Annotated in this window: 19 protein-coding genes; 7 read left to right on the top strand and 12 right to left on the bottom strand. The window is 62.0% G+C overall.

Annotated features, from left to right (window positions below; genetic code table 11):
* Window positions 1-34 precede the first annotated feature (34 nt).
* Entirely contained in the window at window positions 35-1,411 is a 1,377-nt protein-coding gene (gene radA, locus KW842_RS13005; protein ID WP_218304523.1) for a DNA repair protein RadA, read from the bottom strand.
* 3 nt (window positions 1,412-1,414) lie between these two features.
* Entirely contained in the window at window positions 1,415-2,506 is a 1,092-nt protein-coding gene (alr, locus tag KW842_RS13000; protein ID WP_218304522.1) for an alanine racemase, read from the bottom strand.
* 132 nt (window positions 2,507-2,638) lie between these two features.
* Here alr and lplT point away from each other — a divergent pair, with 132 nt between their 5' ends.
* Entirely contained in the window at window positions 2,639-3,901 is a 1,263-nt protein-coding gene (gene lplT / locus KW842_RS12995) for a lysophospholipid transporter LplT (RefSeq protein ID WP_218304521.1), read from the top strand.
* A 4-nt stretch (window positions 3,902-3,905) separates the two neighbouring features.
* Here lplT and KW842_RS12990 read toward each other — a convergent pair whose 3' ends face one another.
* From KW842_RS12990 to tsaB, 4 genes are read right to left on the bottom strand one after another with little or no spacing between them, the layout of a single operon-like run.
* A complete protein-coding gene (locus KW842_RS12990) occupies window positions 3,906-4,844 on the bottom strand; it encodes a DUF1853 family protein (RefSeq protein ID WP_218304520.1) in 939 nt (312 codons plus the stop codon).
* Window positions 4,837-5,907, bottom strand: coding sequence for a uracil-DNA glycosylase (locus tag KW842_RS27715; RefSeq protein ID WP_218304519.1), 1,071 nt, complete (start codon window positions 5,905-5,907; stop codon window positions 4,837-4,839). The genes KW842_RS12990 and KW842_RS27715 overlap by 8 nt, the downstream gene beginning before the upstream one ends.
* Complete coding sequence (gene rimI / locus KW842_RS12980; RefSeq protein ID WP_218304518.1) at window positions 5,904-6,377, bottom strand: ribosomal protein S18-alanine N-acetyltransferase; 474 nt, start codon at window positions 6,375-6,377, stop codon at window positions 5,904-5,906. Before rimI ends, KW842_RS27715 begins: the two co-directional genes overlap by 4 nt.
* The gene (tsaB, locus tag KW842_RS12975; protein WP_218304517.1) at window positions 6,374-7,066 is read right to left on the bottom strand and encodes a tRNA (adenosine(37)-N6)-threonylcarbamoyltransferase complex dimerization subunit type 1 TsaB; all 693 of its coding nucleotides are present in this window, start codon (window positions 7,064-7,066) and stop codon (window positions 6,374-6,376) included. Before tsaB ends, rimI begins: the two co-directional genes overlap by 4 nt.
* 95 nt (window positions 7,067-7,161) lie before the next feature.
* Here tsaB and KW842_RS12970 point away from each other — a divergent pair, with 95 nt between their 5' ends.
* Entirely contained in the window at window positions 7,162-7,587 is a 426-nt protein-coding gene (locus KW842_RS12970) for a thioredoxin family protein (protein WP_218304516.1), read from the top strand.
* Here KW842_RS12970 and KW842_RS12965 read toward each other — a convergent pair.
* Both KW842_RS12965 and KW842_RS12960 read right to left on the bottom strand, forming a co-directional pair.
* Window positions 7,582-9,855 carry a xanthine dehydrogenase family protein molybdopterin-binding subunit gene (locus KW842_RS12965; protein ID WP_218304515.1) on the bottom strand — a complete coding sequence of 758 codons (2,274 nt, stop codon included), beginning with the start codon at window positions 9,853-9,855 and terminating at the stop codon, window positions 7,582-7,584. The two genes, KW842_RS12970 and KW842_RS12965, sit on opposite strands and share 6 nt — an antisense overlap.
* 20 nt (window positions 9,856-9,875) lie before the next feature.
* Window positions 9,876-12,995, bottom strand: a complete 3,120-nt coding sequence (locus tag KW842_RS12960; RefSeq protein ID WP_218304514.1) for an EAL domain-containing protein — start codon at window positions 12,993-12,995, stop codon at window positions 9,876-9,878.
* Between the two features lie 157 nt (window positions 12,996-13,152).
* Here KW842_RS12960 and KW842_RS12955 point away from each other — a divergent pair, with 157 nt between their 5' ends.
* Window positions 13,153-13,662, top strand: coding sequence for a DUF1993 family protein (locus tag KW842_RS12955; protein ID WP_218304513.1), 510 nt, complete (start codon window positions 13,153-13,155; stop codon window positions 13,660-13,662).
* A gap of 9 nt (window positions 13,663-13,671) precedes the next feature.
* On the opposite strand, the gene KW842_RS12950 is transcribed toward KW842_RS12955, so the two are convergent.
* Both KW842_RS12950 and KW842_RS12945 read right to left on the bottom strand, forming a co-directional pair.
* Window positions 13,672-13,860, bottom strand: a complete 189-nt coding sequence (locus KW842_RS12950; RefSeq protein WP_218304512.1) for a DUF1289 domain-containing protein — start codon at window positions 13,858-13,860, stop codon at window positions 13,672-13,674.
* Entirely contained in the window at window positions 13,857-14,414 is a 558-nt protein-coding gene (locus KW842_RS12945) for a DUF1415 domain-containing protein (RefSeq protein WP_218304511.1), read from the bottom strand. Before KW842_RS12945 ends, KW842_RS12950 begins: the two co-directional genes overlap by 4 nt.
* A 227-nt stretch (window positions 14,415-14,641) precedes the next feature.
* On the opposite strand from KW842_RS12945, the gene KW842_RS12940 reads away from it, so the two are divergent.
* The 3 genes from KW842_RS12940 to KW842_RS12930 all read left to right on the top strand — a co-directional run bounded on the left by KW842_RS12940 (window position 14,642) and on the right by KW842_RS12930 (window position 18,799).
* Entirely contained in the window at window positions 14,642-16,030 is a 1,389-nt protein-coding gene (locus KW842_RS12940) for a transglycosylase SLT domain-containing protein (protein ID WP_218304510.1), read from the top strand.
* 185 nt (window positions 16,031-16,215) lie between these two features.
* Window positions 16,216-17,007, top strand: a complete 792-nt coding sequence (gene fabI / locus KW842_RS12935) for an enoyl-ACP reductase FabI (RefSeq protein WP_218304509.1) — start codon at window positions 16,216-16,218, stop codon at window positions 17,005-17,007.
* Window positions 17,008-17,368: 361 nt separating this feature from the next.
* Window positions 17,369-18,799 carry a DEAD/DEAH box helicase gene (locus KW842_RS12930; protein ID WP_218304508.1) on the top strand — a complete coding sequence of 477 codons (1,431 nt, stop codon included), beginning with the start codon at window positions 17,369-17,371 and terminating at the stop codon, window positions 18,797-18,799.
* Between the two features lie 75 nt (window positions 18,800-18,874).
* On the opposite strand, the gene KW842_RS12925 is transcribed toward KW842_RS12930, so the two are convergent.
* Entirely contained in the window at window positions 18,875-19,858 is a 984-nt protein-coding gene (locus KW842_RS12925; protein ID WP_218304507.1) for an alpha/beta fold hydrolase, read from the bottom strand.
* A gap of 251 nt (window positions 19,859-20,109) precedes the next feature.
* On the opposite strand from KW842_RS12925, the gene KW842_RS12920 reads away from it, so the two are divergent.
* Complete coding sequence (locus tag KW842_RS12920; protein WP_218304506.1) at window positions 20,110-22,212, top strand: phosphocholine-specific phospholipase C; 2,103 nt, start codon at window positions 20,110-20,112, stop codon at window positions 22,210-22,212.
* Here the strand turns inward: KW842_RS12920 and KW842_RS12915 are convergent.
* A complete protein-coding gene (locus KW842_RS12915) occupies window positions 22,187-23,227 on the bottom strand; it encodes a DUF5694 domain-containing protein (RefSeq protein WP_229223683.1) in 1,041 nt (346 codons plus the stop codon). The two genes, KW842_RS12920 and KW842_RS12915, sit on opposite strands and share 26 nt — an antisense overlap.
* Window positions 23,228-23,416 lie beyond the last annotated feature (189 nt).

Here is a 23,416-nt window from a genome sequence, read left to right as displayed (position 1 = left end):
TACATTGACTATTACAACACGTAACAATACAACGTTATTGGATTTCGCGCAGCTTATTGAATGCATCATCGATGCGATCAACAGCAATAATTGTCATTCCTTCCATGGGCTGCTTAGGCGCGTTAGCGGTCGGTATCATCGCCATCGAGAAGCCCAGCTTGGCCGCCTCGCGCAGACGCTCCTGGCCACGCGGCGCCGGCCGGATTTCGCCGGCCAGGCCCACTTCGCCAAACACCACGAAACCACGCGGCAGCGCCTTGTTGCGCATCGACGAATTAATCGCCAACAGCACCGCCAGATCGACCGCGGGCTCGCTGATCTTCACGCCACCGACCGCGTTGATGAACACGTCCTGGTCGAAGGCCGCGATGCCGGCGTGACGATGCAACACCGCCAGCAGCATCGCCAGCCTATTCTGCTCCAGGCCCACCGACAGGCGGCGCGCGTTAGGCAGATGGCTGGCGTCCACCAGCGCCTGGATTTCCACCAGCAGCGGCCGCGTGCCCTCCTGCGTCACCATCACACAGGAACCTGGCACCTGGTTGTCATGCTGCGACAGGAACAGTGCCGACGGATTCGATACGCCCTTCAGCCCCTTCTCGGTCATGGCAAACACGCCCAGTTCATTGACCGCGCCGAAACGGTTCTTGATCGCCCGCACCAGGCGGAAACTGGAATGGCTGTCGCCCTCGAAATACAGCACGGTGTCGACAATGTGCTCCAGTACGCGCGGACCGGCCAGCGCCCCCTCCTTGGTGACGTGGCCGACCAGGATGATGGTCACGCCGGTCTGCTTTGCCACGCGCGTCAGTTGCGCCGCGCACTCGCGCACCTGCGCCACCGAACCGGGCGCCGAACTCAGCGCGTCCGAATACACAGTCTGAATCGAATCAATCACCGCCACTTCCGGCTTCAAGTCGGCCAGCGTGCCGAGGATTTTCTCCAGCTGGATTTCGGCCTGCAACTTCAGATCGCGCGCATCGACCTGCAGGCGCTTGGCGCGCAAGGCGATCTGCGCGCCCGACTCCTCGCCCGACACATACAGCACCTTCTTCAGGTGCGACACATTGGCCAGCGCCTGCAACAGCAGCGTCGATTTGCCGATGCCGGGGTCGCCGCCAATCAGCACCACGCCGCCCGCCACCAGGCCGCCGCCCAGCACGCGGTCGAATTCCTCGATGCCGGTGCCGAAGCGCGGCACGTCGATCGCGTCGATATCCGCCAGCGACAGCACCGGCGCCGTCTGCGCCAGCGCCATATGCGCCGGCTGCGAGTAGCGGTTATTGCCGCCCGCCTCGATCAGCGTCTCCACCATGGTGTTCCATTGCTGGCACGCGGCGCACTGGCCGGTCCACTTGGTGGCGGTGGCGCCGCATTCGTTGCAGGTGTAATTGGTCTTTGCCTTGGCCATGCGTCAGCCCTCCACCACCGGCACGCGCGGCGCCAGCGCACACATCAGCTCGTAGCCGATGGTGCCGGCCGCTTGCGCCACCTCGTCAATCGGCAAACCCTTGCCCCACAGTATCACCTTGCTGCCAATGCGCGCTTGCGGCAGATCAGTCAGGTCAACCGTCAGCATGTCCATCGACACCCGCCCGACCAAACGGGTACGCACACCGTCCACCAGCACCGGCGTGCCCAGGGGCGCCACGCGCGGATAGCCATCGGCATAGCCGCACGCCACCACGCCGATGCGCATCGGCTGCCCGGCCTGGAAACGGCTGCCGTAGCCCACCGCCTCGCCGGCGGCGATCTCCTGCACGCCGATGATTTCGCTGCTCAGCGTCATGGTCGGCTGCAAGCCAAATGCTTCGGCGCTGCCGCCGCCCGGCGTGCCGCCGTACAGCATGATGCCGGGTCGTACCCAGTCATTGCGCAGTCCCTGATGCAGCAGCACCCCGGCCGAATTCGACAGGCTGCGCGGGCCAGGCAGCCCGGCCGCACCCAGCTCGAAGCGGCGGATCTGCTCGGCAATCGGCAGCAGCGGGTGGTCGACATCATCGGCATTGGCGAAGTGCGTCATCAGGGTGATGCTGCCAACGCAGGAAATCGCGCTGAGGCGCGCGTGCGCGGCGGCAAAAGCATCCGGCGTAAAACCCAGCCGGTTCATGCCGGTGTTCATCTTCAGGTGCAGGTCGAAACGGATGCCGCGCGCGCTCAGCTGCGCCGCCACCGCTTCCAGCCATTCCAGCTGCTCATTGCAATGCACGGCGGCCTGGATGTCGTAGCCGGCCATGGTGTGCAAATCGGACAAACTGAAGAAACCTTCCAATAATAGTATCGGCTTCTTCCAGCCCAGTTCACGCAGCTTGACCGCGTTGTCGACTTCAATCAGCGCCAGGCCGTCGGCGTCGGCAAAACCGCGCATCGCACGTTCCAGGCCATGACCGTAACCATTCGCCTTCAGTACGCCCCACGCTCGGGCGCCGGGTGATCTGGACTTGGCAAGCGCCAAGTTTTGCTTCATGGAATCAACGTGAATAGTTGCTAATATCGGCCGAGGCATACGTCTCATTTCAGCGAAATAAATGAAGGCGCTATTTTACCGCCTGGTGGCTGCGCTGCACTGCTCAATTCTTGGGGATACGATCAAAGCATGGTATAAAGCAAGCCAGATAAGTTTTCAGGCTATCCCAGAATGAATCGTGGTTTCTATACCATCATGGCAGCGCAGTTCTTTTCGTCCCTGGCGGATAATGCGTTGCTCTTTGTTGCCATCGATCTGCTCATCAATATGCAATCGCCAGGATGGATCACGCCACTCCTGAAGCTGTCATTTACCCTCTTTTATGTCCTGTTAGCAGCATTTGTCGGCGCCTTCGCTGACTCTATGCCTAAAGGCAAGGTCATGTTCATTTCCAACCTGATCAAGGTTGGCGGCTGCCTGCTGATTTTTGCGCATGTCCACCCATTGCTGGCCTACGCCATCGTCGGTTTTGGCGCGGCCGTGTATTCGCCCGCCAAATACGGCATCCTGACCGAGCTGCTGCCGCCTGAAAAACTGGTTGCCGCCAACGGCTGGGTGGAAGGCCTGACCGTGCTGTCGATTATCTTCGGCACCGTGATGGGCGGCGCGCTGGTTGGCGACCGTCTTTCTTCCGTCCTGCTGGGCTTCGACATGCCGCTGATCGACACCGGCATTGAAACCCCTACCCAGGCTGCGCTGTGCGTGGTGGTCGGCATCTACATGCTGGCGGCGCTGTTCAATACGCGCATTCCGGATACCGGCTGCGTCTACGGCCACCAGGAGCGCAATCCGATCAAGCTGATCGCCGATTTCTCCAACTGCTTCAGCATGCTGTGGAAAGACAAGCTGGGCCAGATTTCGCTGGGCGTGACCACCTTGTTCTGGGGCGCGGCGCAAACGCTGCAATTCATCGTGCTGGAATGGGCCAACCGCAAGCTGCACCTGACTTACGAACAATCGACCAGCCTGGTGGGTGTGGTAGCGATTGGCGTGGCGGTCGGCGCGATTATTTCGGCACGCAGCATCACACTGCGCAAGTCGCTGACGGTCATCCCGGTCGGCATCGCCATGGGTGTCATCGTGATGCTGATGACGCTGGTGAATTCGGTAACGCTGGCCTATCCCCTGCTGATCCTGGTCGGCCTGCTCGGCGGCTTCTTCCTGGTGCCGATGAACGCCTTGCTGCAACACCGCGGCCACGTGCTGATGAGCGCTGGCCATTCGATCGCGGTGCAGAACTTCAATGAGAACCTGTCGATTCTGACCATGCTGGCGGTGTACTCGCTGATGCTGCGCATGCACCTGAACCTGGACATCATCATTCTGCTGTTCGGCCTGTTCCTGGCTGGCACCATGTTGTACATCCTGCGCCGCCACAAGCAAAACCAGCGCGAGTTCGATTCAGTCGCGCTGATCGGCGAAGCCAAACACTAAGTCTTTACGCCGGCAGCGCCCCGTCCTGGCGGCGCTGCGCGGCTTGCTCCCGCCAGCCATCCGGAACCACGAAGCCCCTGCTCTGCTCCACCAGCCATGCTCCGTTTTTCTGTAGCGCCGCAATCATCACCGGCGACGTCTGCCCGCGCAGCGCTTCCAGCAGCGACGCGCGGCCCATTCCCTCGCCTGCCGCCAGCCTGAGCGGCGCCAGCCATTGCAGGCGCGGCATGATGGCGTAGTCGCCTTCCGTCAGGCTGGCGGCGGCCTGCGCCTGCGTCATCCAGAAGCCATGGCAATGCTGCTGCGAGATGCCCGGCATCAGCGGTACGCCGTCCGGATAGAACAGCCAGCCCTTGACCAGTGCCTGCGCGCGGACGATGGGCTGCGGCACAAGCGCCTGCGCGGCCGGATGCTGCGACAGTGACAGCTGCTTGTCGAATATCTTGCGCATCTTGACGCCCAGCGTGTCGGCCAGATTGGGGCCGATCAGGCCATTGAAGCCGTCGGCATTGTCCAGCAGGTAGAACTTGGTGGCGAATTCGATATGGACCAATTGCTCGCCTTCGCGCAGCAGGAAATCGAATTCGCCGATGGTATCGGTGCGGCCGGCGCGGACTTGCAGGCCGTGTGCATACAGTCGGCCATGCTCGGCAAAGTAGAAGGCCAGCAGTTTTTCAGCGTACAGGCCGAGGCGCGAGTAGTGCTTGTCGCCGAGCGCCGCTTGCAGTGGCGAGGGGTCGCGCTGCAAGGCGGCCAGCCAGTCGGCGATAGCCGGCGACATCGGGCCCAGCGAGGCAATGCGGCCCTGCCAGTGCGGCGCGTCGGGGTCCAGCAGATCCGGCGCGTCCAGCAACCAGGCCAGCGCGCGCACATGGGGATGGGTCAGGTGCGGCCAGCGGCTTTCAAACAGGGCTTGATAGCCGCCGGGCAGCGGCTCAGGCATGGCTGGCTTTCGCCAGGCACAGGTCGGCCCAGGCTTTGGCTTTGTCTTCCGGCTTGGCCAGCAGGTCGTCCGGGTGGTAGGTGGCGACCACTGGCAGCTTGTTGGCGCCGTAATGCATCACCTTGCCGCGCGCGGCGGGGCCCATCATCAGGCCCCGGGCGGCGAACTGGCCGAAGGTGATGGCCATGGTGGCGCCGCTCAGCGCCAGTTCGCGCTCCAGGAATGGACGGCAGGCGATGACTTCTTCGCCGGCCGGATGGCGTTCTGGCGGGCGGCATTTGACCACGTTGGTGATGTAGACGTCGGACTCCGGCTTCAGCTCGATGGCTTTCAGCATATTGTTCAGCAGCTGGCCGGCTTCGCCGCTGACGGCTTGTGCGTCTTGCTCGTCCTGTTGCGACGGTACGCCTGCCAAGGCGATCCAGCGGGCGTTTTCCGCACCACGGCCGTTGACGGCGGCACGGCGGGTTTCGCACAGCGTGCAGCGGGTGCACGAGGATACGGCAGCTTGCAGCGCTGGCCAATCCATCTCGGCGATGGCCTCCTCGCTGACTGGCAGTGCGCGGGTTGGCGCGGCGGCTGGCGGCATTGGCGCGTCATCGAACCAGGAGGTGTCTTCATCGGCTGGCTCGACATCGGCGGGAATGGCTCCGCGTGGCGCAGGGCGCGATGGTGCTGACGCTTGTGCTGGGCGCTGCGCCGGGGCTGGCGCTGGGCGCGGCACGGGGGCTGCGGTAGGCGCTGGCATGGGGGCATCGTCAAACCATGCAGTCGATGCCTCGTCCGGCGCAGCAACCGGTGCGGCCACGGGCGACGGCGCTGGACGCACCGGCGCGGCTGGGGCGACTGCGGGCGCTGCCGGCTGTGCCGGCTCTGCGGCGGCGGGTTGCGGCGCTACAGCGACCGGCGCGGCAGGCGCCTCATCCGCCAGCACCTCGCCATCGGCCAGCGCCTGCACGGCTGCGGCAAAACCATCCTCCTGCGGAGCGTCGCGCAATTTCCATTGCACGCCTATCCCCATCTCCTGCAGGAAAGCGTTGCTGCGTACCGACGACTGACTCATAAACCGAACCGCATAACGATCGCGTCCTCGCGTTGCTGGTTGGCGGCCGGGTAGTACCCTTTGCGCCGGCCAATCTGTTTAAATCCATAGCGCTCATAAATATGCAGCGCGCGCGTGTTCGATGGCCGGACTTCCAGCAGCACCGACTCCATGCCCAACCCGCGTGCACAGGCCACCGACTGATTCAGCAAGAACCGCCCCAAGCCCTGCCCCTGCTTCTCCGCCGCCACCGCGACATTCAGCAGGTGCGCCTCATCGACTATCGCCATCAGCAAAAAATAGCCGAGCAGCGTGCCATCGGGTTCGCGCAGCACCCAGGCCTGATATGCGCTATTGAGCGAATCGGTAAAATTGGCCATGCTCCAGGGATGCGGATACACACTCTGCTCCAGCGCGTACACCTCCTGCAGATCCGAGGCTTGCATCGGTTCGTAATTGAGCCGGGCCAGATCCCACACCGGCGCCGTCATGCGCCGCCTTCCTTGGATGCGGCCATATCGCGGCGCTCCGCCTGCGTGTAAGCCACCTTGTTGCGCAGATACAGCGGCTGCGCCTCAGCCGCCGTCACCGTGCGGCCGGCCGTGAAGGCGGTCGCCGCCAGCTGGGCAAGCTGCTCCGCGTGCGGCATGATCTCGGCAAAGCCGCCGGCCGGGAAAGCATCCGCATAAGCCGACAGGCCATTCCCGCACAACACCGGCGCACCTTGCGGCTTGACGTCAGCAGGCGCCGTCAGCACCGGCGGCAGTACCGCTACCGGTACGCCATTTTCAAAGCGATACTGCGCCCAATAGACTTCGCCCATGCGCGCATCCAGCACCACCAGCACCTCATTGGCGCCGTGCTGCTGGTGACAAGCCAGCGCCATCGCGTCCAGCGTCACCACCGGCACCGCCGGCAGCTTGCCGCCAAACGCCAGGCCCTGAGCAACGCCGCAAGCCGTGCGCACGCCGGTGAACGAACCCGGACCGGAGCCGAAGGCTACCGCGTCGCAATCCGCCAGCGCGATGCCGGCTTCGGCCAGCAACTCCTGGATCATCGGCAAAATGGACTGGGAATGGGTACGCACGCCGCTGGACTGACGGCTAATGACGGCATCGCCCCGCAGCAGAGCGCAGGAGGCGGTTTCGGACGAGGTTTCAATGGCAAGAATAATAGGCATCCCGTATTTTACCCCGAGGCGCTAACAGGCGCGACCCCGCGCGGAGGGGTAGAATACGCGCTTTGGCGCTGAGCGCGCTATTTGCACATGACATTATGGCTAGTCTGACCCTGAATTCCGACAACCGTGACGAGCTGGCCGCCGCCCTGGCCGGCGAGCGCTGGATCGTCGCCTGCCTGTGCGCCGCCTGGTGCGGCACCTGCGCATCCTACCGCGCCACTTTTGACGACGTGGCCGGCCGCCATCCGGATAAATGCTTCGTCTGGATCGACATTGAAGACCAGGCCGACATCGTCGGCGACCTGGACGTGGAAAATTTCCCTACCCTGCTGATCCAGCATCACGACACGGTGGCGTTCTTCGGCACCATGCTGCCGGACGCCGGCATCGCGCACCGCCTGGTGCAATCGACCACCGCGCAAAGCGACGAAGAGCTGCAACGGCTCACCAGCAACAACGCCGAGCGCGCCGGATGGCAGCGCAACTGCAACCTGCGTACCCTGCTGCGCGACGCGTTATAAGGTCAATGGCAGGCTGCGCAGGCGCTTGCCGGTCAGCTTGAAGACAGCGTTGGCGACGGCTGGCGCGATTGGCGGCGTGGCGGGCTCCCCCATGCCTTCCGGATGCGCGCTGCTGGCCATGATGATGGTCTCCACTTCCGGCGCCTGATTCAGCCGCACCACCGGATAGTCGTGGAAGTTGCTTTGCTCGACCTTGCCATCCTTGATGGTGGCCGCGCCAAACAGCGCCGCCGACAGCCCGAAAATCACGCCAGATTCCACCTGCTGCGCAATGATGTTGGGATTCACCGCCAACCCGCAATCAACCGCACACACCACGCGATGCACACGGATCTCCGTGCCCTCCACTGACACCTCCGCCACCTGCGCGACGATGGTCCCGAACGACTGATGCAGCGCCACGCCATGCGCGCGTCCCGCCGGCGCTCCGCCGGCCTTGTCCACCGCCGTATTCAGCACCGCCAGGTGGCGCGGATGCTGGCGTAGCAGTTCACGGCGGAAGGCCACACTATCCTTGCCCGCCGCATGCGCCAGTTCATCGATAAAGCTCTCCTTGAAGAAGGCATTATGCGAGTGACCGACCGAACGCCAGTACCCCAACGGCACCGCGCTATCCACGATCACATGGCGGATGCGCTGGTTGGCGAAGTGATACTGCATATCGAATTCGCCTTCGGCCGTGGTCTTATCCGGACCTCCGGCGGGCAAGCCGAGATTCCGCTTGAAGAACTGGTGCGAAATCGAACCGCTGGCCGATTTGTTATCGTAGCCCAGCACATTGCCCGCAGCATCCAGCGTGGCACTGAAGCGCGCCAGTGCAGCAGGCCGATATACGTCGTGGGTGGTGTCGTCCTCACGCGACCAGATCATCTGCACCGGATGGCCATCCGCCTGGCGGGCAATCGCCACCGCCTGCGCCACCATATCGACATCCAGCCGGCGTCCGAAGCCGCCGCCCAGCATGGTCACCTGCAGTTCGACATCCCGCGCGGACACGCCGCCCGCCTTGGCCGCCGCATCCACCGCAAAACCAGGCGACTGGGTAGGCGCCCACACACGCACCTTGCCATCCTTGACCTGGGCGGTGCAATTGACCGGCTCCATGGCCGCATGCGCCAGGAATGGCGCGCGGTATTCCGCCTTGACGGTTTTGGCGACGCCGGCACTGCGGCCGTCCACCGCGTCCATATCACCAGCTTTGTAGTAGGCGTAGCCATCTTCGCGATCCAGCCTGGCCGCGAAATCGGCGTAGATGGCGTCATTCGACAAGCCGGCCAGCGGGCCGTTCTGCCATTGAATCTCCAGCGCCAGCGCGGCCTGCTTCGCTTGCCAGTAGCTGCGCGCGATCACCGCCACGCCGGCGCCCGCACCGGTCTTTTCAGGCAATGCCGCCGAATAGTCCACCACCTTCAGCACGCCCGGCATCTTCAGCGCCGCCGCGCTGTTCACGCTGGCAACCGTGCCACCGATCACCGGCGACATGCGCACCGCCGCATACACCATCCCCGGCGGACGCACGTCGATGCCGAAGATGGCACTGCCATTGACTTTGGACGGTGTGTCGCGACGTGGCTGCGGCCGCCCGATCAGTTTGAATTCATGCGGTACTTTAAGGCGCACTTCTCCTGGCTGCGCATCAACCGCGCGCGCTGCCAGCGCGCCGTAAGCCAGGTGCCGGCCATCGGCATGCAGCACCTGGCCATTCTCGGTACGGCAATCCTCGACGCGCGCGCGCCACTCTGCCGCTGCCGCCGCAACCAGCATGGCGCGCGCGGTGGCGCCAGCTTCGCGCATCGGCTCCCACGCGTCTTTCACACTCGACGAGCCGCCAGTGATAATCAGCCCAAGCTCGCGCGCGACCTTGCCGACGATCCAGCTGACCGTGCTTTTCAAACGGCCGGTATCATCCGGATGGAACGGCAGCCCGTCCTTGAGCATGGCGATATTGCCGAAAATTTTATCGATGGGCGCCTGCACCACCTGCACGGCGGACAGCGGCACGTCCATCTCTTCCGCCACCAGCATCGGCAAGGCGGTGTACACGCCCTGCCCCATTTCGCTGCGCGGCACGGCGACCGTCACCGTGCCGTCCGGGCCCACGCCCACCCAGCCATTCAGCGCGACGCTGTCACCGCTCAATGGCAGTGGCTGCGATGAATTCAGGCGCTGGCGCGGCGGCGCCACACCCCAGCCAACCACCAAGGCACCTGTCACCGCGAGGCCGCCCAAGATAAAGCGGCGGCGCGATTTGCTCTTCGCTCCCTGCATACACGTCTCCTGCGATTTTTTTATTTTTGCCAGCGTGTGAGCATATCATCAGCGGCCAGCGGACGGCTGTAGAAGTAGCCCTGCGCCAGATTACATCCATGGCGCAGCAGGAAGGCCGCCTGTTCTTCGGTTTCCACGCCTTCCGCGATCACCGACAGGTTCATGCTCTTGCCCAGCTGGATGATCGCGATGGCAATCGCCTCGTCATTAACATCGGTGGAGATGTCCTTGATGAAGGAACGGTCGATCTTCAGCGTCTGCACCGGCAGCTGCTTCAGGTAGGCCAGCGACGAATAGCCGGTGCCGAAATCGTCAATCGCCAGCGCCACGCCGATCGAGTGCAAATCGTTGATGAAGACCATGGCGTCGCCGGTGTTCATAATCACCGACTCGGTCACTTCCAGTTGCAGGCGCTGCGGCTCCAGGCCGGTGTCGCGCAGGATGTCGGCCACCATATTGACGATCGAACCGCGCTCGAACTGCTTGGCCGACAGATTGACCGCGATCTTCGGCACATGCAGGCCGGCGTCCTGCCAGCGCACCATCTGGCGGCAGGCTTCGTGCAGCACCCACTTGCCCAGCTGGTTGATGAAGCCCGTATCTTCGGCCAGCGGTATGAAGCGGATCGGAGGGATCAGGCCCAGCTCCGGGTGGTTCCAGCGCACCAGCGCCTCCACGCCAACCAGGCGGCCGGTATCGATTTCCACCTGCGGCTGGTAGTTAAGGAAGATTTCGTCCTTCTCGATCGAACGGCGCAGATATGTCTCCAGGCGCAGGCGCTCAACGCCCTCGCCCATCATGAACGGCGCATAGAAGCTGAAGCCATTGCGGCCGCGCGCCTTGGCCTGGTACATGGCCACGTCGGCATTGCGTATCAACATATTCAGGTCGGTCGCATCATCCGGGAACAGGCTGATGCCGACGCTGCACGTCACGAACAATTCGTGGCCAGCCACCATGAACGGCTGCTCGAACATCTGCACCAGCTTCTCGGCCACCAGGCTGGCGCCGTACTGGTTGTCGATATCTTCCAGCAGTACGATGAATTCATCGCCACCGAGGCGCGCCAGCGTGTCGCCTTCGCGCAGGCGGTCCAGCAGCGCCTGCGCCACCTGCTTGAGCAGTTCATCGCCAATGTGGTGGCCCAGCGTGTCATTGACGTTCTTGAAGCGGTCCAGATCGATGAACAGCAGCGCCAGCTGCTCGCCATCACGCGAGGCACGCTGCAAGGCGTGCTGCAAGCGGTCATTGAACAGCAGCCGGTTCGGCAGCGCGGTCAGCGGATCGTGGTGCGCCAGGTGATCCAGCTTTTCCTGCGATTCCTTGACCTTGGTGATGTCGCTGAACACGCCGACATAGTGGGTGGCGTTGCCGCGCGGGTCGCGCACCGCGCTGACGGTCAGGAACTCCAGATACAGTTCGCCATTCTTGCGGACGCTCCACAGCTCGCCGCGCCAGAAACCCTTCTCCAGCTGCTCCTGCCACATCTCTTCATAGAAGGATAGTTCGTGGCGGCCGGAGCGCGTCAGCGTGCGGTCCTTGCCCAGCGCTTCCGCCTCTGTGTAACCAGTGATTTGCGTGAAAGCCGGGTTGACGGCGACGATGGTGCCATGCGCGTCCTGCACCACCACGCCATCGGCGATGTGCTCGATCACGGTCGCGGACAGGCGCAGCTTTTCTTCCGCTTCCTTGCGCTCGGTGATATCCGCAAACACCCAGATGCTGCCTTCGTTGGCGCGGGTCTGATCCAGCGCGTAGCCGCTGACCAGGCACCAGAATATCGAGCCGTCCTTGCGCCGGTACTGGCGCTCCTCATTGAAGTAATCTCCGTGCGACAGCGACGGATACTGGCGCGCACCGGACGATTCAAAGTCGAACGAATCGCGGAACATGATCGAGGTTGAAGCGCCGCTCATTTCGCCCGGCCCGTAGCCGAACAGCTCCTCGCAGCGGCGGTTGACCGAGACGATGGCGCGCTGGCGCACAAACATCACGCCAAACATCACGTTGTCCAGAATCGCGCTCTGTTCGGCCAGCAGCGCTTCGATGCGCATTTCATTGTGCTTGCGCTGGCTGATGTCGGAGATGATGCCGTCTACCCATGGCGCATTGCGGTCGCCGTCCGGCGGCTGCGGCTGGCCGTTTTCCTGTACCCAGCGCTCTGCGCCGCTGGCATCCTGAATGCGGTACTCGATTTCGTAGGGCTGGCCGTCGCGGATCGCCTGCGTCACCATGCGGCGCTGCTTCTTGCGGTCTTCCGGCGCGATCAGATTGGTCCATGCATGGGTAGTGCCGCGCATGAACTGCGCCGCCGAATAGCCGGAAATATCTGCGATCGCGTCGGAGACGAATTCGATTGGGCCGTCGGGACGGAAGCGGAACACCGCACCCGGCACCTGCGTGACAATGGTGCGGAAGCGCTCCTCGCGCTGGCCGATGTCCTCAAACAAGCGCTTGATTGCCATCCGCATCTGCTCCAGCTGCTGCGCCAGCCGGCCCAGTTCATCAGAACCGGTGACATCCAGCCGCGTCTCGAAGTCGCCGTGCGACAGGCGGTCGGAGAAGCGCATCAGCTTGCGCAGCGGCTTGATCAGGCGGGAATTCAGGAACAGCACGATCAGCGCCAGCGACACCATCAGCTGCGCCGCCAGCACGAAGACATAGGACAGCTGCTTCTCGCGCAGCTCCTGCTGGCTGCGCGCATCGTCCATTTCGACCATGATGCGGCCGATCCGCTCACCGCGCACCAGGATTTCGCGCTCGGCGCGATAAACGTTACCACTCGCGACGCGCGGCGAGCGCACATGCATGAATTGGGTATCCGCCTGGCCGACCACCTGCACCTGCAGCACGGAGCGGTCGCGCATCACCGACTCGACCAGCGAGTGGGCCGACTCGGCATTCATATTCCACAGGGATTCCTGCATGCCCAGCGCCAGAATGTCGGCATTGCGCTGTAGCGATTCGTTGAGGACCACGCGCGCCGATTGCTGTTCGTGCACGCCGATCAGCAGGTAGCTGCCGATGATAGCCGGTATCACCAGTCCGCCAAACACGACCAGTAATAAAGCCCCGTAAATGGACAGACCGTACAGCGCACTGAGGCGGGTGCGTAGTTGTTGATAAAGCGCGCTAGTCATGCACCGGCACTGCCGTAGTAATTAATTTGCATCATCGGTCTGAGATTGTTACTTAATTGGAATTATGCACGGAAAAAAGGTTAAAAAGTCGCCAATCAGCAAAAAACCCACAGGCGCGTTATGATCGCGGCTCATTTTCCCCACATAGGAATTCGCCATGACCACTTTCTCGATGTACTCCGCCTCTATTCCTGTGTTTAAGCAGATCCTGAACAGCCTGCATGCCATCCTGGAAAAAGCCGAGGCGCACGCCACGGACAAGAAGATTGACCCGGCCGCGCTGCTGAACTACCGGCTGTTCCCGGACATGCTGCCATTCACCCGCCAGATCCAGATCGCCTGCGATTTCGCCAAAGGCGCGGCCGCACGCCTGGGCGGCCTGGAAGTGCCGTCGTATGAAGACAAGGAAGTGACGTTTGCCGATCTGAAGGCGCGCATCGTCAAGACGCTGGCCTATATCGACAGCGTGCCGCAAGCGCAGATCGAAGGCAGCGAAGGCCGCGCCATCACCACCGGCAGCGGCGAGAAGACCAAGCACTTCGTGGGCCAGACCTATCTGTTCCATTACGCGCTGCCGCATTTCTATTTCCACGCCACCACCGCCTACGACATCCTGCGTCACAATGGCCTGGAAATCGGCAAGAAAGATTTTATCGGTTCGTACTGATAGCTTGCATCAGGTATTCCGGCGCGGGTAGCCCTGCGCCAGGATGCGCTGCCAGACCACTTCTTTTTGCTCGGGCGTCATCGACACCCAATGCGCCACCTCGACCACCGTGCGGCCGCAGCCGCGGCAGATTTCATCAAAGGTGGTCGAGCACACCGCCACGCACGGCGTGTCCGGGCGGATCGGTAAATCGCTCATGGTTTTTCCATCAACTTCGCCCAGCCAGCATGGCCCAGTTTCTCCAGCGTCTCGATATTCTTATCGAAAATATCAGACGCCTCCGGGAATGCCTCGACCGCGCGGTCAATGCTGTCCTCGCGCAGCAGGTGCAAGGTCGGATACGGCGAACGGTTGGTGAAGTTGCTGATGTCGTTCTCGTCAGTCTCAGCAAACTGGTAGTGCGGATGGAAGCTGGCCACCTGCAGGAAACCATCCAGGCCCAGATCTTCCAGCGCGGCGTCGGCCACGTCGAGGAATTCGTTGTAGTCGAAGAAATCGGTCAGCACATTGGGATGGATCAGCAGCGTGGTGTCGATCTTGTCCGGATCGGTGTCGGCCAGGTGCTGCAACTCTTCCATCAGCTTTTCCAGCAACTCTTCCGGCGTTTCCGCCTCGCTGACCACGTAGCGCACCTGTTTTTTCACATGCACCGACTTGGCGAACGGACACAGGTTCAGGCCGATCACGGCTTTTTCCAGCCAGTGGACGGTGTCGGCGATGACCACGTCGCGGTCGATGGCGGGACTACTCATAATGCGATTCCTCAAAACTTCTACAAAAAGAGAATTGTACGCACTCTTGGCCGCATCGCCTACTTACGGCTATTTGCAGCGATCTCGCCTTTATTTAACCGGAATTGTTGCATATAAGAATTTGTAATATGGCCGACATATTTCTTGACTCCCCCCGGTGACCTTCGTACACTCCACGTTTATTCATAGTCCACGCGATGTTTCTTTTCGCCAACTCACGGAAAACTATGCAAGCACGAATTCCGAAATCTATCGCCCTGGCCACCCTGGTAGCGCTGCTCGCGCCCGCGCTGGCCCTGGCCTACGATGACGCCTCGGACCTGCCGCCGGTCTCCACCGCGCTGTCCCCGCTGCCGAAACCTCACCTGCCAGACTTCACCTCCCCCCTGAAACTTGCCAAACCGGCCAAACTGGCCGAAGAAGATGCTTTCCGCGAGAGGGATGTCTGGGGCCGCATCCGCAGTGGCTACGCCATTCCGGATGTCAGTAATGACCTGGTCGCCAAGCACGTCAACTGGTACGCCACCCGTCCGGACTACATCGCCCGCACCACCGCGCGCGCCTCGCTGTACCTGTTCCATGTGGTGTCCGAGCTGGAAAAGCGTGGCATGCCGACCGAACTGGCGCTGCTGCCTTTCATTGAATCCGCCTTCAACCCGAACGCCCTGTCCAGCGCCAACGCCGCCGGCATGTGGCAGTTTGTGCCGGGCACCGGCCGCGACTTCAACCTGAAGCAGGACGCCTTCAAGGACGAGCGCCGCGGCATCCTGGCTTCGACCGACGCCGCGCTGACCTATTTGCAGCGCCTGTACGATATGTTTGGCGACTGGCAACTGGCGCTGGCCGCATATAACTGGGGCGAAGGCTCGGTGCAGAAAGCCATCAAGCGCAACCAGGCAGCCGGCAAGCCGACCGACTTCGAAAGCCTGGCCGACCTGATGCCGGCCGAAACCCGCAACTACGTGCCCAAGCTACAAGCGGTCAAGAACATCGTCGCCAATCCACAGCAGTTCGGCCTGAATCTGCCGCTGATCGACAACACGCCTTATTTCACCGCAGTCGACAAGACCAGCGATATCGACCTGACCGTCGCCGCCCACCTGGCCGAGCTGTCGGTGGACGAGTTCAAGGCGCTGAATCCGCAATTCAAGCGCCCGGTCATCGTCGGCGGCGAGGACACCAAAATCCTGCTGCCGAAGGAAAATGCAGAGAAATTCCACCTGAACCTGTCGCAGTGGACCAAGGAGTTGTCGAACTGGAGCACGCACAAGATCACCAGCGCACGCGAATCGATCCGCTCGCTGGCCTCGCGTTTCCACACCTCGCCCGAGGTGATCCGCCAGGCCAACAACATCCCGCAAAACTCGGTGCTGAAGGCCGGTTCGACCATCCTGGTGCCGAAGATTTCCGCCTCGGCCGGCAGCAATATCGGCGCCGACGTGGCTGACAACGCCACCGTTGCCTATGAAACCGAGCGCGCCGACGGCAAGTCTGCCAAGGGCTACAAATTGGCAAAAGCCAGCAAATCGACCAAAGCGCCACCGGTATCGCTGGTCAAGGCGCGCGTCTCGCGCGACGCCGCCGGCAAGAGCAAGAAACAACGCAAAGCCAACTAAAACACCGTCCAGGCCCGCTACGGCGGGCCTGCGGCCGTGATTCAGGTGTTGCGGATGCGGCTTACACGTCCTACAATCTTGGTCTTGCGTGTCGAGCAAGTCTCGCACCCTAAAAAACAACCCCACTGACGTCGCCAGCCCGCTCCCCGAGCTAGCTTGAGCACGCAGTTGCAATCGGAGTCCCTATGGCGTTCTTGCAAGGCAAAAAAATCCTCATCACTGGTTTGCTGTCGAACCGTTCCATCGCTTACGGTATCGCCAAAGCTTGCCATCGCGAAGGCGCCGAACTGGCGTTCACCTACGTTGGCGAACGTTTCAAAGACCGCATCACCGAATTCGCCGCCGAATTCGACAGCACGCTGGTATATGACTGCGACGTCTCCAGCGACGAACAAATCGAAGCGCTGTTTGCTGACCTCGGCAAAAGCTGGTCGCAACTGGACGGCCTGGTGCACGCGATCGGCTTTGCGCCGCGCGAAGCCATCGCCGGCGAGTTCCTGGACGGCCTGACCCGCGAAAACTTCCGCATCGCCCACGATATTTCGGCCTACAGCTTCCCGGCCATGGCCAAGGCCGCGCTGCCGCTGCTGAAAAACGGCTCGTCGGTGCTGACCCTGTCCTACCTGGGCGCCATCCGCGCTATTCCTTACTACAACACCATGGGCCTGGCCAAAGCCTCGCTGGAAGCATCGGTCCGCTACCTGGCGGAAAACCTGGGCAAGCTGGGCATCCGTTCGAACGGCATCTCGGCCGGCCCGATCAAGACCCTGGCCGCTTCCGGCATCAAGGATTTCGGCAAGCTGCTGGGCTTCGCCTCGTCGCACGCACCGCTGCGCCGCAACGTCACCATCGAAGAAGTCGGCAACACCGCCGCCTTCCTGCTGTCGGACCTGGCGTCTGGCATCACCGGTGAAATCACCTACGTTGACGGCGGCTTCTCGCACGTCATGGGCCTGAACGCGGAAGACTACCAATAAGTCACACGCTGCAAGCGCCAATCAAACGCCCTACGGGGCGTTTTTTTCGCGTGCTGTACAAGCCAGGCAAACTAGGGCATAATAACGGCCTTGCGCTAGAGTCCATGTATCGAAGCATAGCAAATCGATACCGACTATTCAGCCAGTGATATTTTTAGCAGCTTCGCAAGCCTCACAGCGGCATCATCTGGATGCCCTTATAAAGCCCTCCCGCCTCTGGTGTCGCTCTTTGACACCGTCCCGGCGCAAAGCTTTTGTGCCGAAATTTCTTTCGATTTTGATTGAGTCATTTCGTTTTGGTAGGCGTTGCTATTTCGCGTTCCGTTTTTAACGTGAACGCAGATTTTTACGAAAGAAAAGCATGACATTTGAAGCACTAGGTCTCAACACGTCCATCATCAAAGCCCTGACCGACGCTGGCTACACCGCGCCAACCCCGGTTCAGCAGCAGGCTGTCCCTGCAGCGATCGCAGGCAAGGACTTGTTGGTATCGTCCCAGACCGGTTCCGGCAAGACTGCAGCCTTCATGCTGCCGTCGCTGCACCGCCTGGCCGCGATCGAACCGGCAGCGGCCGGCAAGACGCCTAATCAAGAAATGCAATCCGCCCGTGCCCGCAACGAGCGCCCACGTTTCAAAGCTGCACAGCCAAAAATGCTGGTGTTGACCCCAACCCGCGAACTGGCCCTGCAAGTCACCACCAATACCGACAAATACAGCGTCAACCTGCGCCGCATCAAAGCCGTGTCGATCCTGGGCGGTATGCCTTACCCTAAGCAGATGCAACTGCTGGCCAAGAATCCTGAGATCCTGGTTGCCACCCCTGGCCGCCTGATCGACCACATGGAATCGGGCAAAATCGACTTCTCGCAACTGGAAATCCTGGTGCTGGACGAAGCCGACCGCATGCTGGACATGGGCTTCATCGACGACATCGAAAAAATCGTCGCTGCTACCCCGGACAACCGCCAGACCATGCTGTTCTCGGCCACGCTGGACGGCGTCGTCGGCAACATGGCGCGCCGCATCACCAAAGATCCGCAAGTGATCCAGATCATGAGCGCCGCCAACAAGCATGAGAACATCACCCAGCGCGTACACTTCGTCGACGACCTGTCGCACAAGAACCGCCTGCTGGACCACCTGCTGCGCGACGAATCGCTGGACCAGGCTGTGGTCTTCACCGCCACCAAGCGTGACGCCGACACCATCGCCGACCGCCTGAACATCGCCGGCTTCTCGGCCGCCGCGCTGCACGGCGACATGCACCAGGGCGCACGTAACCGCACGCTGGACAGCCTGCGTCGCGGCTCGGTGAAGATCCTGATCGCCACCGACGTTGCCGCCCGCGGTATCGACGTACCGACCATCACCCACGTGTTCAACTACGACCTGCCGAAATTCCCGGAAGACTACGTGCACCGTATCGGCCGCACCGGCCGCGCCGGCCGCAATGGTCACGCGATCTCGCTGGTGAACCACGCTGAAGGCATGAACGTCAAGCGCATCGAACGCTTCACCAAGCAGCTGATTCCGGTGAACGTGGTCGAGGGCTACGAGCCGAAGAAAACCGGTTCGGCGCCACGCTCGTCGCGTCCAGGCGGCTGGAAGCCAGGTGACAACCGTGGCGGCGCCAAGCCAGGCCAGCGTTCGTTCAGCAAGCCAGGCAGCAGCTCTGGCGCACCACGCCGTGACGGCGTCAGCGGTTCCAACGAAGGCTACAAGGGTCCAGGCTTCAAAGCCAACAACCCGTACAACAGCGACCGTCCACGTCGCAGCTACGGCGACCGTTAATCCGGTTCCGCTGTAAATGAAACGGCCGCCAGAGCAATCTGGCGGCCGTTTTTTATTTGCAGCCGAGCCCGCATATCAATTCAGCAAGCGGTTCAAGCCTGGCGTGGTGGCGCGTTGCTCGACGCGCTCGACCGCCTCCAGCAGTACGCCTGGTGACACGTGCTGGATCATATGGCCGGCGCCGGCCAGGACCGTCAAGTCGCCATTCTGCAGTTCCTGGTCAAGCTGCACCGAGTTATCTTCGGCGCTGACGACTTTATCATCCTCTCCCACCACAACCGACACCGGCATCTGCAGCTCAGGGTAGTGCTGGCGCAACGCTGCCGCGCTGGGAATCATCATCGCGGTTTCGGCGGCTTCGGCACGGAGTTGCTTGGGCCGTAGTGCCATCCATGGCGACATCAGCTTGAAACTATCGGGCACCGTGGCCGGCGTAAACGCCAGCTTGACCGCTGCAGGCCACATCAACCGCCCGATCAGCGGCGACAAGGTGTAGCTCAGAATATCGCCGAGCAGCGGAATGGCCGGCGTCGCGCTCAACACATCCAGCCTGACGCTCGGATAATAGTAGCCGGACGCGAGCACCAGCCCGCTCACAAGTTGCGGCTGCTGAATAGCCAGCGAGATCGCCACCAGCGTCCCCCAGGAGTGTCCCAATACCACTGCCTGCCGCACGTCAAGTTGTTCGAGCGCAGCGGCAAGCAGCTCGGCTTGCGCCGCCGGGGTCCACAGCGTCGTTCGCGGACGATCACTGTAGCCGAAACCGGGACGGTCGAACGCGATCACGCGGTGATTCTCCGCCAGTTGATCAAATAGTCCGGCGTGCAGGAAATCTTCCGCCAACACGCCATTGCCATGCAGCAGAACCACCGTCGGCCCCTGTCCTTTGCTGAAATAATGCAAGCGCACGCCATCAACCGTGATGAATTCCCCGCTCGGCGGATGATCGCGCTCCGCTTGTGCGGTCTTGTAGCGCACCACCAGCCAGGATGCGGCCAGCACCGCTGCACCTGCCGCCAGGCCGATCCTGGTCCGGTCACTTTTCTTGCTGATATTCATGTCTGCTCCCTCTGTCCATAACGGTATAGGAGCATCATGCCATTCCGATTGCTGCGCTGCGGTAGGACTGCGACAGCACACCGCGTAGGACACGGTATCGTCCGGTGCACAACGGCATACCCCGCTGAGCGGCTTGCTGCAGCTGCAACTGGACTACCAAATCGCCGCCAAAGAGCAGCGCTAGCCGGCGCCATCGGCCTGTCACATTCTGCCGTTATGATCGACACTTTAGCCATTTACCTCCTGCCAGCATGCCGATCAACCGTCGTCAATTTCTCCGCTATACAGGCGCTGCCCCCGCCCTGTTCCCGAACCTGATCCGCGACGCGCTGGCGGTGCCCGCCAACAATCGCACCGGCACGCTGGCCGATGTCGAGCATGTGGTCATCTTCATGCAGGAAAACCGCTCGTTCGACCATTACTTCGGCACGCTGTCAGGCGTGCGCGGCTTTGATGATCCGCGCGCCATTCGTTTGCCGACCGGGCTGCCAGTCTGGCATCAGCCGAACGGCGCTGGCGGCTACGTGCTGCCGTTCCATTTCGATGCCAAGAACACCAGCGCGCTATCGCTCGGCACCGACCACACATGGAAGGGATCGCAAGCCACCTGGCAAGGCTGGGACGCATGGGTGCCGAAAAAGACCGCGCAGTCCATGGGCTATTTCGATCGCGGCGACCTGCCCTTCTACTACGCGCTGGCGGATGCGTTCACCATCTGCGACGCCTATCACTGCTCGGTATTCGGCGCGACCGATCCGAATCGCCTGTATGCGCTGACCGGCAGCAACCAGGGCTGGATCGGCACCATGGGCAAGTTGTACAACATGGATGCGGGTGGCTTCTTTAATGGCGATCCGGCACTGGACAACGTCACCCCCGAAGTCAACGCCACCGCCCCCAACTGGCGCACCTATGCCGAGGTGCTGGAGGCCAACCAGGTCAGCTGGAAGGTTTACCAGGAATGGGACAACTACGGCGACAACTACCTCGCCTACTTCCGCAATTACCGCGTCAACGCGGACGGCAGCCGACTCTCGCCAGAAGAACCGCTGTACCGCAAGGCGCGCACGCTGGCGCCAGGTTCGCATGCCGGCAATGCTCGTGGCAGCACTGCGGACTGGCTGATCAAGGATTTCGCGGAGGACGTGCGCAACAACCGCCTGCCGCAAGTATCGTGGATCTGCGCGCCTAACGACTACACCGAACATTCGCCCGCCTCACCCAACGCCGGCGAGCAAATCACCGCGCGCCTGCTGGCCGCACTGGTCGCCAATCCGGATGTCTGGTCCAAGACCGTGCTGCTGTTGATGTACGATGAAAACGATGGCTTCTTCGACCACGTCCCGTCTGATCTCGCACCGCTCAACCCATCAATGGGCAAGACTACGCTGGCCGAGATCGGCACGCATGAGACGTACCAGGGCGAGCCGGTCGGCCTGGGGCCACGCGTACCGATGTTAGTGATCTCGCCATGGAGCCGTGGCGGCCGAGTATGCTCACAACTGTTCGACCATACGTCGCAGTTGCGCTTTCTTGAAGAGTGGCTGGTGCAGGGTCTGGGCAAGCCGCGCACCGCCGTCACCTGCAATTTGATTTCGCCATGGCGGCGCGCAATCTGCGGCGACCTTACTTCCGCCCTCGACTTCAGCGCGCCCAATCACAGTTGGCCAGCCAGCGTACCGCCGACTGCAGCCTATACGCGAGTCTCCGGCAAGCCTTATCCGCAGCCACCGGCCGCGCAGACACTGCCCCGCCAGGAGCCAGGCGCGCGCGTGGCATGCCCGCTGCCATACGAGTTATCGGCAAGCGGCGAGTTGGCTGGCGAGCGCCAATTTGAACTCAACTTCATCAACAGCGGCAAGGCCGGCGCCGCCTTCATCGTCTATTCCAGCCTGCGCGCCGATGGGCCGTGGTACTACACCGTCGAAGCCGGCCAGCGCATCGAGCACGAAGCCTGGCGCTGGCCTGGCGATGCCTACGACCTGAGCGCACACGGCGCCAACGGCTTCCTGCGCCAGTTCAAAGGCCGGCTGACCGTCACCGCAGCCCGGCCGGAAGTGCAGACACGCTACGACAGCGGCAACATCACCCTGCTGCTCTCCAACCGTGATGGCCGCGAAGCATGCCGCTTTACCGTCACCGACAATGCTTACGGCGCCGCTGTTGCGACACACACGGTGGCAGCGGGCCAGGTCGCGACGGTCTTCTGCGATCTATCGCGCAATTTTGGCTGGTACGACGTGAGCATCACCTGCGACGCCGATCCGCAATGGCTGCGGCGCGCGGCTGGCCACGTGGAAACCGGCCGCGCCAGCAGCACCGATCCGCTTATCGGAGCACGTCCACCGCGCTAACGATATCGACGCCCTGCAACTGCCCGAGCCAGGCGTCGAACCACGACTTGTGGGCAGAGCCGACAATCGTCAACACGCGCGCGCCCGGACGCTCACGGAAAGTCTCGCGGATATTCGCGACCATGCGCAGGTTGCGGATCTCCCAGCCTGCCACCCACATCTGCGGATAATTTTCCGGCGACTTGCCACGCATGGCGGTCAGCACATTGGCGTCCGCATCCACGGCCAGTGAGGCAGGATCATTAATGGCGCGGTACAGCGGCAGCAGATCGGGCGCCAGTTTCAGCGCGTCCTGCTGCTTGCGCAGCGCCTTCGTCTCCGCGCTTCCGGCCGCCCAGGCGCCTTCGATCGAACGGACGAAGGCTTTGATGTCCGGCACATCGATGCGGTCGCCGGTGTGATTATCGACCGCATGCACGCGTTGCAGCCCCAGTCGTGCCGCCAGCACTGCGGCGATTTGATAGCTCTCATTATTGGTGCCGGCGATGCGCTGCAACCTGGCGACCAGTGCATCGTCCAGCGTATCTCCGGCGCGGCGCTCGGCTTGTGGCAATTGCAGCCACTGAACGTAAGCGGAAGTCGGCTCGTTCGCCGCCAACAAGACTGCGGCAAAGCGGCGCCGCTGTGCGGCGTCAGGCTGTGCTGGCCAAGTTTTCAGCGTTTGATCGGCTTCGGCAAGGGCGGCGGTCAGGGCCAGGCCAGTGGCCGCCTTTGCCGCATCGGTCGACGGACAGTAATTCTTGCCATACTTTGCGGGCTGACGCGCAGCGAGATCGCAATCTTCGCCCGGTTCATCTTCAACCGTGATGATGTCCGGCTTGAATGCCGCCAGTTTATCCAGCACGCCATCGAGCGCTGCCGGATTGAAGCTCTTCGGCATATTGCTCAAATGCGCAGTGCCCAACACCAGCACCTGCGAACGCGGCCCGACCATATCCCGGTCCAAGGTCGCAAGATGCCCCTGCGCTTGCGCGGCAAATGGCAAGCCAAGCATGACCGCCCACATCCAATGCATTTTTCTCACACTATCCCCATTAGATCATTAACCAGGCCTCAGTTTAAAAAATAAGAAATGCCGAGCTAAGCAGTTTTAGACAGAACGCCAATTTCGCCCCCTGGAACGTCAAAATCCCTGACTGGACCAAACGTGAACCTTTCTTTCTGCTCACAACGGTGGTCAAATTGTGGAAAATTTATTTTACGT

The organism is Duganella sp. sic0402 (genome assembly GCF_019219065.1).
GTDB lineage: Bacteria > Pseudomonadota > Gammaproteobacteria > Burkholderiales > Burkholderiaceae_D > Rugamonas.
This window is presented reverse-complemented; position numbering and strand designations above follow the sequence as displayed.